Source organism: Sphingobacterium spiritivorum, from assembly GCF_016725325.1.
Lineage (GTDB): Bacteria > Bacteroidota > Bacteroidia > Sphingobacteriales > Sphingobacteriaceae > Sphingobacterium.
Map to the genome: position 1 here is coordinate 2,600,035 of NZ_CP068083.1, position 15,560 is coordinate 2,615,594.

The window sequence follows — 15,560 nt, forward strand, 5'->3', positions numbered from 1 at the left end:
ATCTAACTTAACCAAACCCGCATTAATGATATTAGTTTGTCCAGATCTATGGGCTTACTGATATAGTCATTAGCACCGATCTGTATTGTCCTTTCCCGATCCCCTTTCATGGCTTTAGCCGTGACAGCGATAATAGGAAGCTGAGCAAACTTTTTATTTTCACGTATCTTTTCTATAGCCTCAAATCCATCCATCTCAGGCATCATAATATCCATCAGCACCAAATCAAAATCCGGATACTTATCCAGCAACTGTAAAGCTTCTCTACCGTTATTTGCAATCTCAATCTGCATATTATAGGCCTCAAAGGCGGTACTTAGTGCAAAGACATTACGCATATCATCATCCGCAATCAATACTTTCTTTCCGGCAAGAGCTTTCTCCATGATCACTTCCCCTTTGGTATGGGTAGGTATTTTCTGACTTCCCTTATTGCTTTTGAGTCTGTTAAGAAATAAGTTGACCTCATCGATCAGACGGGTGTTGGACTTCCCTGATTTAAGGACCATAGCTTGGGTATGTCTTAAAATACGCTCCGTGCTTTCCTGAGACAATTCCATAGCCGTATTAATAATAATAGGCGTATGCTGATAAGTATCAATCGCTTTGATATCATCCAGTAACTCCAGACCAGACTTGTCAGGAAGATTGATGTCCAAAATAATACAGTCGTATGATTTTTTCTCCGCCAGGATTTCCATAGCCTCATCTGCGTTGAATGCCTGATCAACCACGGTATTGCGCTCGTTCAGAGAGGATTTGATAAAATCACTTTGTAAGGTATGATCCTCAATGATCAGTACGCGTTTTAGAGGAGTGGAGATAAGTGACTTGATCGTTTTGAATGCGTTTTCCAAAGAATCTTCAGTAACAGGTTTTCTCAAAAAACCAATAGCTCCTTTGTTGATAGGCTCATCCTTATGAAGAGAGGCGGCCGACATCATGTGTACCGGGATGTCTTTGGTATTGTCATCGTTTTTGAGCTTTTTCAATACTTCCCATCCATCTATTATCGGCAGCATAATATCCAGAATAATTGCATCCGGTTGCGTTTGAATTGCCATCTCTAAACCTTCTTTGCCATTATAAGCCACACTTGGATCAAATCCATGCTCCACAGCATAATCTTTCAGAATCTCAGAAAAATTGACATCATCTTCTATAATGAGTAATCGCTTTTTACTTTTTACAGAAGCGTCTTCTTCAATAGTGACAGGGCTTGTATCTCTGATTGGCTCCGGTGCGATCGTTCTGTTTTCAGGTTCTGTAGAAGTCTCATTTTTTTGAGCAGGTCTGTAAGGAATGATAAAAGTAAATGTGCTTCCTTTGTCGGGTTCACTTTCTAAGGATATGCGTCCGCCAAGCAGCGTTGCAAGTTCCCGGCAGATAGATAATCCCAGACCGGTACCGCCATATTTTCGGCTGGTAGATCCGTCTTCTTGTTTGAAAGCCTCGAAGATTAGTTTTTGCTTTTCGGCTGCAATACCAATTCCATCATCCTGAACGATAAAATGAATGTTGCCGTTAACGTGTTTATATGTTAGTTCAATCTTACCTCCGTTTAAGGTGAACTTGAATGCATTGGAAAGCAGATTTTTGAGTACCTGCTCCAGACGGTATTCATCACACAAAAAGGCAACAGGAGCTTCCGGATCAATAGTAGTCTTGAAATTAATGGATTTCTCTTCTGCAGAGATTCTGAATAATCCCTCAATATTTCTAGTCAATGAATGGATATCAATTTGGTCTTCGACCAGATCAATCTGCCCTGATTCGATTTTTGCGAGATCCAGAAGCTCATTAATCAGATGAAGTAAATCTGATCCTGCACTATGGATAACAGTTGCGTACTTTATCTGATCTGTATTGAGATTATGATGTTTATTATCCTTCAGTAATTTGGCCAGGATAAGAATACTGTTGAGAGGTGTCCGGAGTTCGTGGCTCATATTAGCCATAAATTCAGATTTGTATTTACTTGCCTGTTCTACTTCGTTGATTTTATCTGTAATGTTTTTGCGGGCTTTGTCAAGGTCTTCATTTTTAAGTTCCAGTAATTTGGCTTTTTCTTCCAGCTCATTATTCGTCTGGGTTAACTCCTCCTGCTGCACACGCAATTCCTCTTCTGAAGCTTCCAAAAGATTGGTTTTATAGATAAGCTCTTCATTGGTTGTACGAAGTTCTTCCTGCTGCGCTTCCAGTTCTTCTGTTTGTTGTTGCAGTTCTTCAAACATTTCGGCCATCTTATCATGTGCCTGAGTGACCTTGATCGCGATTGCCAGTGTATTACCTATCTTGTCGAGATAAGCATTTACTTTGCCCTTCTTCTCATCGGAATTGTTAATGCAGATTTCTAATAAGCCGACTGTCTCGTCCTCATAGATAAACGGAATGATGTGAAGATCGCTCACCAGATTGCCTCCAAGAATACTATGACCTTTCAATAGGTTGTTATCCACTGCTGCAATTACTTTATGCTGCTGATGGACAATGACTTCTCCGGCCAAGCCTGTATTTGTGTCCAGATATTCAGGTACAGAATTCTGTTCGATACCAAAGGTTCCTGTTAATTTGAAACCTTCTCCTTCAGGCAATTTGAAATATACAACTCCTGCGAGTGCATGGATAGTTCTGCATATACAGGCCAATGCATAGTTACCTAATTGCATTTCATTGTAATTGCCTCTTACTTCTGAATCCAGTAGCGACAGTTGTTCCAGTACCCAATTGGATTCTTCTATCTGATCCCCTAACAATTTGAGCTGCTCAAAACTTTCCTGTTCTTTTCGTAATGCTTTCCGGAGTACGGAGAATACCTGATTCACGCGTACGAAAAGAAAGATCATAATTCCAAGGCCAAGAATGACAAATCCATAGGTTACAAAACGGCTTATCTTCAGGTGATCATTATTTTGCTTGATGTATTTTGCACGGCTATCTACTACAGAGTTGATTATAGTTGTTAGCTGTTTGTGTAATTGATCATAATCCAGAATAATGTCTTGAATAACAGCGTTTTTGTTGATTTCGACATCCCTTCTGAGTTTTCTGTTATCTAAAAACGTCTCGACCTCAGCCCTGAAGGCAACTTCCATCCGGTGACTGGGTGTGTAAAATTCGGTAGTCTGAAAAAGTTCATTTAAATCTTCATCAATGATAAGGTGCTTGTTTTTTATAATATCCAGCATCCTGGGATCCTCACTATTAGCGTATAACAGTTTGTTGTTATTAACGATGCCCAGATTAATTTCTAAATTATTGATGGTGTTGAATTTGTGCTCTGACTGCCCGATTATTTCATCATTAAACCGGATACTTCTGTCAAAGGAAATAAAGAAGAATACTACTGCAAACAAAATCATTAAGAATGCAATAACAATTCCTATCGTGACCTGAGTTTTAAAGTTGATTTTATTCATTTCTCAAAGTAAGAATAAGATTAAATAAGAGACCACCTGCATAAAGTCTGGCTCTTAGCAGGCAACTCTTTGTCGTATAAGGAATGGGTATCAGTCGATTGAATTCCGAATTTTTTGATATTAAATATCGTTTCAAATTCAGAATAACCCTCCCCACTCATTTGAATTTCATAGTAGATAGTCGTTTTTCTCAGGTTAATATCAATGCTAATTGCAGATATTGATTTCCCCTTAATTTTTTGACGGTACAAATTAGGTTGATCCCCAAAAACGATACCAAAGATAGTTTTTCCTTTTCTAAAAATTTGACTAGAATGTGATATTAATTTGTTCTTTAAGGCTGTTTTTCTACAATTATTTCGTAATTCATTTTCTTTGAAGTCTGAAAAACCTAAAAAAAAGCAAGTTGCGAATGCTGTTAAATGTGTGCCTGCATCTTGTTTTTTCTTCATAAAAAGTAGTTTTATTATGTTATTACGGCATAAATGTAACGGAAGAAGAGAGTCTGAAGCTACATAGGATGCCTGTTGAAGGAAAAATCTATGCAGAAAGGAGGGAGCCGCAGATAATTTTTCAGTAATCCCGGAATAACGATCGTCATGCAGCAAAAGCCATTTCGGCATGTGGACCCGGATGAATGCATTCATCCGAAAGAACCAATACTGAAGAACGCTGTATTTATACCATATTCTGCTTTTCAGAATAGAGGCTTGGTATATAGAATCAGGGTTTTGAAATCCCGATACTGCAAAAGAATAATGACCAAATACTACCTGGTTTGTATTATGACCAAAAACAGAGAAAATATTCATTTTTTGACGCTATATAAGATCAATAATCCGGTTATTACATATAATTTATAGAATATATAAAATTACATTATATTTTTTGTGTTTTATCCTTGTGCAAATTTTTTTTTGTTTAACATATCTAATTGTAAATCAGTTGTTAATGTTGTTTTTTTCTTCTTCGGAATTAATGAATAAATCGATCGGAAGAGAATTAAATAAATTATGTTATCTTTAAGGAATCTGAAATTAAAAAAGTTATGAATCCCGAAATTTCCTTAGTATTATTTATTATCGGAGGCATTGTTGCCTTTTTCCTGTTGCTGTATCTTTTGCCTGTCAATTTGTGGTTCACAGCGCAACTATCTAATGTGAAGATTAGTTTGCTAAATCTTGTGTTAATGCGGCTTCGTAAAGTACCACCTTCTCTGGTTACAAACGCGATGATTACCTCAACTAAGGCCGGTCTAAGAATTACCTCAAATGATATCGAAACCCATTATCTTGCGGGCGGCAATGTCAATAAAGTAATCAAGGCACTTATTTCAGCCGATAAAGCGAATATTCCACTGGACTTTAAACTGGCTACTGCTATTGATCTGGCAGGACGTGATGTGTTCGATGCTGTGCAGTTGTCGGTGAACCCTCAGGTTATTAATACTCCTCCTGTGGCTGCGGTTGCAAAAGATGGTATTCAATTAATCGCTAAAGCGCGTGTAACCGTTCGGGCTAATATTAATCAATTGGTCGGGGGTGCCGGAGAGGAAACTATTCTTGCACGTGTAGGTGAAGGAATTGTGACAACTATCGGTTCGTCTGCTAATCATAAAGAAGTTTTAGAAAATCCGGATCGTATTTCTAAAACAGTACTATCAAAAGGACTTGACTCCGGGACAGCGTTTGAGATCCTGTCTATTGATATTGCAGATATAGATATCGGCGATAACGTAGGGGCTAAGCTACAGACGGATCAGGCAGAGGCAGATCTTAAGGTTGCGAATGCAAGAGCTGAGGAAAGAAGAGCAATGGCCGTTGCAACAGAACAGGAAATGAAAGCGAAGGCTCAGGAAGCAAAAGCAAAGGTAATCGAAGCCGAATCTCAGGTTCCATTAGCTATGGCTGAAGCTTTTCGTAATGGAAATCTGGGTATAATGGATTATTATAAAATGCAAAATATACAGGCAGATTCTGATATGCGATCGTCCATAGCCCGTCCGGGTTCTGGAGATAAAGGGAGCCAGAAATAGGCTGACCGAATTGTAATAGAAATATTATAAAAATAATCAACCGATTGCTTAAACCGCAATCGGTTTTTTTGTGCTTTCAGACCATTTGATGAAAGGGGAATTAGAGATGTTTCCTCTATATTTAGCTCAGATCTAATTATGTTTCTGAAATATACATGTAGCACAACTACCCAACTACCGATGAATAGAATTTAGATCCACCAACTCGCAGATGACCATTAAAAATCAAATTGCATATATGAAAAAAATAATTCTGTTTCTATTCTTAGCACCTCTTTTGACATTTGCACAGCAGATTGTCGAAAAGGGTTCAACTAAATTTTTTCTACCGATAGCAGGTAATACATGGCAATATCCGTCTTTACCGGATGGTAAAGGTCTGATAACGGATGCTGGTATCCAATCCTGGAATGACCCTGCAATATATTTTAAGACTTTCGTTCGCTTTGCTGAAAAGGGAAGTTTTGATTTGAGTGTAATCATTGATGCTGTAAACAAAGGAGGAGAATATGAGATCAGCATCGGACAACAGAAAAAGAAAATCACCGTAAAAAATACAGGCGGCATAGATCTGGGGCAATGGACTGTGAATGATTCAGGATATTATGCTCTGGTACTAAAAGCCCTAAGTCCTAAAACAAACTTTGCGGCCATTAAAGGTTATGAGATTTCAGGTAAGGAAGCTTTTATTGCTTCTGCAAATTTTGTTCCCAATAATGAGGGAAATTTCTTTTATTGGGGACGGAGAGGACCTTCTGTACACCTGGGTTACAATCAGCCGGAAGGTAATGTAGAGTACTATTATAACGAAGTGACTGTAGGCAAGGGAAATGATACGGAAGGATCATATTATATGGCCAATGGCTTTTCGGGAGGTTACTTTGGCATGCAGGTGAATAGTAAGACAGAACGGAGAATTCTCTTTTCCGTTTGGAGTCCTTTTACAACAGATGATCCCAAAGCTATTCCGGATGATCATAAAATAATTCTGAAAGCTAAAGGCGAAGGCGTCAATACAGGTGAATTCGGAAATGAGGGCTCGGGTGGGCAGAGTTTCCTGCGCTATAACTGGATTACAGGTAATACCTATAAATTCTTGTTAAGAGGACGCCCTGTTGCAAATGATTATACAGAATATACTGCCTGGTTCTATGCTCCCGAAAAGGGGAAATGGCAATTGATCGCGCAGTTTGAAAGACCTAAAACAAATTCATATCTAAAAGGATTCCATTCTTTTCTGGAGAACTTCAACCCTAATCAGGGAATATATGAACGTGTCGTTAAATTTGATAATCAATGGGTACGCAATCAGCAGGGTAATTGGATAGAGTGTACAAAGGCAAAATTTACAGCAGATCAGACTGCCCGGAAGGGATATCGTCTTGACTATGCCGGCGGAGTAGCCGATGGAGCATTTTATCTGAGAAACTGTGGTTTTTTTAAGGATAAAACGGTGGTTGATTCCCGTTTTGAGCGTCCTTCAAAAGGCAAAGCTCCTCAGATTGATTTAGACAAGTTGCCGCTGAAATAGGATCTGCATTCTAATGTAGTGAATTAATAAAGTAAGAATAACAAAGAGAGTCCGGAAATTATTCCGGACTCTTTTTGGTTGAAAATTCCAGTCCTTTAGTTTGTGTGAAAAAATCTTATGAGTATAAGATGTATTGATATCTACCTATGCAAGTGAGTAGTAACGACTAAAGTATTTCAACAGTTAAGATTCGTACTGGTATGGTATTTCCTCTTAATTTTATGCTAACCCTCTTTACAAAAGAGAGGAATTTATAGCTGCTATAACATTCGATGTCATTTTAAATAGGATGAAATCGTTCTTTTAATTTACCGAATAGTAGTAAGGGTCTGGATGCTGGTTATTTGTTTTGTAAATTTTATATTAGAAAGTGAATGAATATTTGTAAAAAATGCCCGATTCCCTGACTTATCAGAATATTTTTGGGTTTTGATTTTCTGTTTATATAGCAGGAAATCCGGGCAAAACACAACACACTTAATTTAAATCTTTTTTTGCTGTTCGAACTATGTAAGTAATTTATTGTTATATGATCCGAAAATGGAGTTTATTATTTTACTCTAAATTACAGGCTTACAGATTTTTCTGTTATTCGAAACAGGTGTTTTTTAACGGTAATAATACTTTGTTTAAACATATATCCGATGAGAAATTGAATCAATGAAGTGATTATTATTCTTATGTAGTTAGAAATTATAGAGAGATATTTCTAATATATCATACTATAGTTTATCCTATTATTCTCTGCTGGCGCTCAATATAGCACACGCCACAGGCGTGCGCTAACTAAAGGCGCATAGCTTATTCTTTACTATAACTTCTTATTATTTAATACTATGCTAGCGCACGCGTTCCGCATGAAGGCTTAATTATAGCGGAGGAGCATTGCTTTTTGACATGACGCATCGGGCTATTTCGGAATTCCATACATAGCTGCTCTTAGGATAGTTTCCCGTTGAGTATACCCCGTTGGATCCTGTACCACCTGAAAGATTACTCAAACCTAAATACAAGGCATAATTACCCTGATTACTGGCAGTAGATGATGATAAAAATGTGGTGGCCAAGTTTGTATTATTTATTTTTGCCCCACCTTTACTTGCAAGCTGAGTATCAATATTCTCTCTTTCGGAAGGAGAAGCTGGAGGAACAAGCTGAATAAGCTCATTGTATGTTGGTAGCCGGTAGCCTGGGCCCAGTGCAGCACAGCTCTCCGCATATGGAGTACCGGGCTTCTGCGTCTGAGATGCATCCATATTTACATGTAGTCCGTATTCTACATTAGCCCGTTTATGCCAGGGGACTTTTGTTCCTGACAGATTACTTCCACTAACCAGAAACGGTAGCCCTATATCTATCGGTGGAGGGCTTTGAATAATGGTGATGATCTTTTTGATCCGTCCGGCATTGACCGCAAGTTTTGCGACACGGACTCCCTGTGGATAGGTATAAGTTGGAATATTTAATGTAAAAACTGCCTTTTCTGGATTGTTTTGACGCGTAACCGTAACCCAATTCGGGATGTCAGTGAGTGTCATGGCAGCCAAATCATTGGTGCGGACCTCCAGCGATAATGTCTTGGCAGAACGCGCTATGGTAATGCTGTCCATGCTGACCTTCAGGTAATTCAAAGTAGAGTTGGTTTCAGGAACATAACCCTCCTTCCATTCGACAACGGTCGCATTTATATTCATGGACTTGCTGCTCCATGCTGTAGCCTGAGATCCGAAACCGTCACCGTGTACCTTGCTGATATCAATGGTGTAGCGATGGTTGCGCAGTATGGGAAATGGTTTGTCCTGTTCATCTGCCAGATCTATACGGTAATAGGTGGTAATAGCGCTACCCGCATATTTCCCGGCTATTACCAGTCCGGTCGCAGTGCTTTGCCCGATATACTGAGCTGCAGCAGCCTCAAAAAGAAAAATGCTGTTTGATAATTCAGTAGCTCCGGATACATAGTTTACTGCTGTCAATGCAGTAGTGCCCGTGACCAGACTAGGAGCCGTTACGCTACGGCTAGCAGCATCGTAGTTGGCAGGCAGTGGTACTACACGACCCTTGTTGGGCATATTGTATACATACACCCGTTCCATCACAAAATCAGGAGCACTCACAGTGACATCTATAGCGGCCAGACTGCGTAGCATGCTGACATTAAAACCGGAAGTATTGTTGCTGATACCATTTATGACCGTACTTTCGCCCCACATGGACAATGGGGTAAAGTTGGTTGATGAGTTGGCATTCCAGCCAGCGGTAATGGTATAATTGATACTGCTCAGCAGGCTTTCCTTTTCGGTATTTGTCGTTGCTTTTTCGGGGATAGCCTGCAATTGTGCAGCGGCATTGGCAATAAGTACAAAGCGGTATTTGTCTTCACTTTTGAGCAGATCGACATGAAAGTTGACTTCGCCGGCTGTTGGACTGGGACTCAGTAATACCCCTTTTTTGCGATAGGCATAGTACTCTTTGCCGTCATCAGCCACTTTAAAAGCCAGTATATCCAGCGTATGGATAGTGTTTTGATCGACTTCACTGATAGCGTAGGTACCCGCCTTATCGCTTTGCTGCGGTAGCAACAGACGTAGTGTGACCTGCTGTTCGTCTGCTTTGTTGATTTCTTCCGGGCTGTTAATCTTCTTGCAGGCAGAAAGTGTTGTGATAAACAATATGCAGATGATTAAAAAAAATCTTTGTTTCATGCTGTTTTAATATTTTTAAGCTAACAACTAATTTGATAGTTAGCATCAGATCTTAAATTCAAAGTATCAATCCGTTTGATATAGTCTACAAAACCAATCAAACGGATTGATAGGACTATGTCAGGGTATATCTGGTAAGGGATTAGTTCCATACCCCTGATAGACTTTTATTTTAGCTCTTATTTTCCCTGCGATAATGGTGACTGTTCCGTATCGTGGTATTGGATTACCTTCATTAATAAGAACACTTATATTTGCGTTATCTGTACCGATATTAGGAGTCACTAAAATCCAGGGTTGATCACTTGTCCATTGCCAGCCTCCCGGGACATTCGTTTTTATTTTGTAAGGCTGACCCGTAGCAGAATGTGTGTAAGTAATAAGATCTGTTTGCAGCCCCAGATAGTAATGTTCATCAAAGTATATAATGGGCAGTTCATTCTCATTTATTGTCAACAGGGAAACCTTCATATTGGAAGGTTTGGCAGCCAGAGCCAATTCCTTCGTGGCATATCCTTCTCCGTCAACTCCCATGATATTGAAAGTATATTTATGGTTGCGTAACACGGAAGCAGAGCTCTGCCAACCATCCAAAAACTCGACCTTGTAATAGGTTTCTGTGCTGCTGCCACCATACCTACCTCCTATGATGAGACAGAGTGATTTGGGTGAACCTGGGGTCCAAGTAATTGGAGCATTCTCAAATAAATAGATCTGCTGTTCGGAGCTTAGTGCTTCTGTAGTATATACCCATGGAGTGCTGCTGATAGGGAATGAAGTATACATTGATGGATTGGTTACATATGTTCCTAGACCAACGAAATTCTCAGCGAAGGGCACTATTTTGCCAGTGATGCGGGTGTTGTACACACTGATACTGGTCATGGTAAAATCAGTAGTCAATTCGGGTCTTACCTTTACATCTACCCTGGCCAAACTTCGGAGAAGGGGTGCGTACAATGACGGAACTTTATCGCTAATAATTATATCGTTAGTTTCGCCCCACATGGGAAAGAGATCATAGTCTTTGCTGGAAGTAGTATTCCACGGAGTAGGTTTATTGATCAAAAGCTTATCTGTTACTGCTGCTTTGCTCTCATTTATTCCATAACTGATCCCATCTACAATTGCTTTTGCATTGGCAATGACCACAACACGATAGCGGTTCGTCGCATGTGTCTGTAGTGATACCTGAAATTGAACAGTATTAGCCGTTAGCTGTTTGATATTCCTTCCCCGTACTCTGTAGGCATAGGTCTCACTGGATCCATTAACCAAAAATACAAGTACATCAATGGTACGGATCTTATTCTCTTCATTTTCGGTGATGGCATACGTGCTGATATTCTGTGACATGCCGGGCAGCGCTACAGTAAATGTTATGTCCTTGGTGTTGTTTGTTCCGGTTGTTGTATCATCAGTGATGGTTTTTTCCTTGCTACAGGAAAGCAGTGTAATCATGGAGATACACATCAGCAATATCGGTAGTCGTATTTTTTCCATCTTTTTGTATTATTGATCGCCGTTTATAGCAACTGGCTTTTATGGTGACACAGCTTTTTAAGCTTATTACGCAATTTTTGCTGTGGGTTATTTTCTGATTTTATATAGAACCTTCAGATTCGATAAGTTTCCATCCGTTAATCAGAATGGTAATACTTGCCTCTGTAGGGAATTTGCGAACAATCTGCAGATTAATAGCGGGTTCACAGTTAAGGTTGAGCTGGGGAAGTTTTTCCATCAGTTCCTTTACACTTGCACTGAATACATCGGTTCCTGTGTCCATATCCCTGATCGTAATTTTCGGGTTACGGTCTTCGAGTCTCCAAAGCAATCCCGTTTTGCCGGTATATGTTGCTGTCGTGGGATCTTCCTCAAGATCAGTCATCGTATAATGATCATCAGTGCTGAGCAGTTCAGCACTTTCAAACTGGCTCACTGCAGCATTATGACTTATTCTGACCTGATATCGCTTTTGAATATCATATTTTTCTACAGAGACATAAAGTGGTTTGGTTATGTTTCGCAGATCAATTCGTTGTGCCGGTGTATATGTTGCGGTTTCAGAATTCACATTTTTTAATACGCCATGGAATAATACCTGATCAGACATGACTTTTAGACCGTTTTTGAGTGTGAATGAAGGTACTGTCAGTTCGTCAATACGTGTTTCTCCTTTTACAAGTAGTCTGTCTTCAAATTGTCCCTGTACAGTTCCTGCCCATGCGATGAGTGTATGATTTCCTTCTGGAAGCGTTACCCTGAGGGTTTGTTCCGGAGAGAATGTAATATTTTTTTCTGTAAATCTATCCACAAAATAGCCTTTTTCGTCAAATGCGTAAACAACAATACTTGCAGTACCCGTATATACGACTTTGTCCGGACAGCTCCCTGCTTTGTCTGTAAAGCTCAGCATTATATCAAAGGTGTATTGTGACAAATCATCTTTTATACAGCTGTTTATGGTGACCATCAGCATGGTTACTATCAGAAGCTGTATGTAAATGTGCTGTAGATATCGTTTCATCATTTCCATCTGTGTATCATGCTGTTATTTCGTCCGTTTGTTTTTTTGTTATTCTATAAGATTAGATTAAAAAGGAGGAAGTGAGTTTGTTCTTTCTCCCTCCTTTTTTCTACAATTGTTCTTTATATTTCGTGTTCGCTTGTTATTAGTTTCCAAGGTGTAATAGAGATCGTAGCCTCTATATTTGCATCTACGTTTCCTGGTACGATAGGTTTTTCCGGATCAACAGGATTTGTCGGTGTTACGCCTCCGCCCGGATTACCTGGTGTTCCAGGTTCGCCCGGTACTTGTCCTTCTTTCGGTGTACCCAAACCGTTGATTTTGGTAATTTGTGCATTAAAGAAGGTGTTACGAAGTATACCTGCTTTATTGGCTCCGGCAGCCTGATCCTCATTGAGGTACAAACGGTAGTAGCAGAGTCCATTTTCATAGGTAAGTACAGCTGATTGAGAAACCGTAGTGGCCACTCCGTTTACAGTTTTTGTTACTTTATATTTGTCGCTGGCTGCTTCTTTGTCCGCCTCTGTTTTGCTCGCAAAATACAACTGGTGCATATATAGATTACTACCTACCTGTCCAAATACAACATAAAATGTTCCGCTTGCTGGTAGGGTACCATCACTTACTGTAGTTGGGGTGAATTTTGATCTGATCTGTATATAAGTCAACTGCGTGTGCTCACTTTTTTCGGAAGTGTTTTCAGGAATATATACCGTTTTAAGTGCATTTGTAGCAGTTCCTTTTGCATCTACAGGCTTATATTCATTACTAAGTACGGGTTCAAATGCAGCATTATAGCCTGCAGCATTGGCAGTGCGATCAATAAATGTCCAGTTGGCATCTTTAAAGTCAAACAGATTACCTATAAATATCTGCTTGTTGCGCTGTCCCACAGTATACTGAAGATCAGATACCGCACCTCCTTGTGTATTCAGACTCAGGTTGGCTCCCTGCAATATACCTGCTTTGGCCAGTAAACGTGCCACCGGAATGCTGATCTTATTATCCGGATCGTTACCTTCTTTAATAGTCAGTGATGCTACAGCCTGATTGAACATCATTACGCCGTCATTAGCTGTGGCCAGTTGCGCCATATTGACAACGTAAGGAGACTGCATAGCTGAGAAGTTTGCTTTTAGCTGGTCGGCGAGCGACTGAGGTAAGTTGATGCCGATGTAAATCCTTTTTCTTCCTGTTTTCGTTTCGATGGTTTTTGGTGATGAGAGATTGGCTTCCGCACCAGAAAACCTTTTATATCCCGCAGGAGTAAGTCCTCCGTCCTCATTGTACAGAAATACGTCAATAGTCGTAATCTTTGACTCGTTTGCGGTACCGTTATCCGATCCTACTGTACTGGCATAAGTCCCGATGTTGGCAGAGGGGGTAATATTAAGGGTTACACGGGCATCTTTTTCGTCCCCGGGTACAACAGGAGAGGGCTCTCCTCCTTGTTTTTTACATGATGCAAGGGTTAACCCTGCAAGAGCGATAATGGCGTACTTTTTCATACTCATTCTTTTTGGTGTTAAATTATTATTCTTGTTTTCTATATTATGTGTTAATTTCATATACACATTGATTCTGCAAGGTTCTGATCAGGTCAATTATGAATGCTGATGTTATGCTGTGTACAAATCTGATTGTCAGAATATTCCACCTTTACCGATGCTGTTTGCTTAGTCTAGAGGATAAAATAATATCCTGTTTTGAAATTGTGATCCGGCATTTTCAGAGAATAAGGCATCTGTTTTTCTTTCGGATTTACATTTCCTTAGGATTCTGTATATCCGAATATGGAAATAATAGGAAGTCAGTGTGTTATTAAAAAATGTTGTGTCATGTTCCTCAAGATCTGTTTACTGGAATTCAGCAAAACAGAAATTTTACTGTTTAAAAACTATCGGCTCACTTGAGTTTAGTAATCTGTGAATGTTTGTGTCCTAAGCTTTATTATGCTTTGATGCATGTCGTTAATTAATATTTTTTTCAATACAAATATCCATAATCAACACGCTGAAGGCTATCCCGACTAATCTTAAAACTATCGGGATCGTTCATTTTTTAAGAACGTGTGGAGGACATCAGATTCTTCTTGCCCTGTATAAGGATCGTCCGACGGTGCATAAAGTTGTAAGCATTGCCGTATGAGTGCATATTCTGTATATCATGTCTGAAGACGGATAGTATATAGCCCGGTTGTATTTGCATTCTATTTGGAATCTCTGAGATCTGTAATTGTATATTTTTGTGCTCAAATGTTCGAAATGAATGGTTTGCAAATAAAAAAGTTCGTTAAAGGGGAGGACGGTACCGTGTGAAATGTGCTGTGAAATTTATAGTTACGGAAAAGTCGGGTAGTGGTTACGTAAAAGAATTTATAGGTGACCGGTATCTGTGATAGCAGATTCGATGGATTGGTTACAATGATTAACTCGACCTTTGAAGAGAATATAAGACTCGCTTAAACATACTGGATGTATATTAAAGACGATCAATAAATTTTATTTCTCAAACAGTATTCTGTGTAGAGCCTATGTGTTATAGTCTGTATACCAGTGAAATAGAGAATTTATTCGGACCTATATAATTGTAGGTTTCTGACCTTAGCTTTTCACTGTATTTTAATTTCTTGTATACATCATGTTTCATATTGGCGTAACCAATCCCCAGAGAGGCTTCAGCACCAATTTTATCACTAATGGTCAGCTGATACCCTCCGGCAATACCAACCCCGAAAAGATATCCCTGGTAATAATTATCTTTAAGTGATTTGCTAAGTGATATATAACCCGCATTGTAGTTAGCGTAATTGAGGTTGGCTCCGGCAAAAAATCCCTCAAAAGCTTCACCCTGCATCCACATTCTGAATTCAGGTTGTAGGGCGATATGTCTGAGTTTAGTGTTGCCAGCATATTTTTTTAATGAATTGTAAGAGACGGATGTATGTACAGTAATTGGGAAATCATAATCTTCGTTGATAATGGTTTCTGCTGCTAAATTGATATTACCGATAGCCAATCCTGCTATATTGCTCTTGAATACCCAGCTGCCGCCACTGTTATTATATCTGCTTTTAGGGAACTGCGCAATCAGGAGAGAACAATTTAAAATCAGGCTTAGTAAAACAAGGATTGATGCTTTTGGTTTCATATGATGTGATGTAAATTCTGTTTTTATATTACGTGATCAGACTGATCCACATTTGAGGCGAATCTTTCAGGCTAGTTGTGTCCCTTTTATTGCAAAGATTGGGAATGATAAAAGATTAAAATGTTCCTATGGATTTTAAAACCAATTGGATTGATCATTTCTATATTTAGCTTAATAGAATCAGATAAAGATG

General features: G+C 39.3%; 9 protein-coding genes. 2 read left to right on the forward strand and 7 right to left on the reverse strand.

Going from position 1 to position 15,560, the window contains the following annotated elements; genetic code table 11:
• Positions 1-2: 2 nt before the first annotated feature.
• Both I6J02_RS10730 and I6J02_RS10735 read right to left on the reverse strand, forming a co-directional pair.
• Positions 3-3,419, reverse strand: coding sequence for a response regulator (locus tag I6J02_RS10730; protein WP_201678007.1), 3,417 nt, complete (start codon positions 3,417-3,419; stop codon positions 3-5).
• Between the two features lie 20 nt (positions 3,420-3,439).
• Positions 3,440-4,231: a hypothetical protein gene (locus I6J02_RS10735; RefSeq protein WP_201678008.1), complete on the reverse strand. Its 792-nt coding sequence runs from the start codon at positions 4,229-4,231 to the stop codon at positions 3,440-3,442.
• A 236-nt stretch (positions 4,232-4,467) separates the two neighbouring features.
• Here I6J02_RS10735 and floA point away from each other — a divergent pair, with 236 nt between their 5' ends.
• Both floA and I6J02_RS10745 read left to right on the forward strand, forming a co-directional pair.
• Positions 4,468-5,454 carry a flotillin-like protein FloA gene (gene floA / locus I6J02_RS10740; RefSeq protein WP_201678009.1) on the forward strand — a complete coding sequence of 329 codons (987 nt, stop codon included), beginning with the start codon at positions 4,468-4,470 and terminating at the stop codon, positions 5,452-5,454.
• A gap of 238 nt (positions 5,455-5,692) precedes the next feature.
• On the forward strand, positions 5,693-6,985 hold the full coding sequence (locus I6J02_RS10745; RefSeq protein WP_201678010.1) for a DUF3472 domain-containing protein: 1,293 nt from the start codon (positions 5,693-5,695) through the stop codon (positions 6,983-6,985).
• An 869-nt stretch (positions 6,986-7,854) separates the two neighbouring features.
• Here I6J02_RS10745 and I6J02_RS10750 read toward each other — a convergent pair.
• The 5 genes from I6J02_RS10750 to I6J02_RS10770 form a co-directional block, all read right to left on the reverse strand.
• Entirely contained in the window at positions 7,855-9,690 is a 1,836-nt protein-coding gene (locus I6J02_RS10750; protein WP_201678011.1) for a FimB/Mfa2 family fimbrial subunit, read from the reverse strand.
• A gap of 120 nt (positions 9,691-9,810) precedes the next feature.
• Entirely contained in the window at positions 9,811-11,193 is a 1,383-nt protein-coding gene (locus I6J02_RS10755) for a fimbrial protein (protein ID WP_201678012.1), read from the reverse strand.
• A 100-nt stretch (positions 11,194-11,293) separates the two neighbouring features.
• A complete protein-coding gene (locus I6J02_RS10760) occupies positions 11,294-12,220 on the reverse strand; it encodes a FimB/Mfa2 family fimbrial subunit (protein WP_236581798.1) in 927 nt (308 codons plus the stop codon).
• A 119-nt stretch (positions 12,221-12,339) separates the two neighbouring features.
• Positions 12,340-13,725 (reverse strand): Mfa1 family fimbria major subunit, encoded by a 1,386-nt coding sequence (locus I6J02_RS10765; RefSeq protein WP_201678014.1) that lies wholly within the window; start codon positions 13,723-13,725, stop codon positions 12,340-12,342.
• 1,030 nt (positions 13,726-14,755) lie between these two features.
• A complete protein-coding gene (locus tag I6J02_RS10770) occupies positions 14,756-15,367 on the reverse strand; it encodes a DUF3575 domain-containing protein (protein ID WP_201678015.1) in 612 nt (203 codons plus the stop codon).
• Between the last annotated feature and the right edge of the window lie 193 nt (positions 15,368-15,560).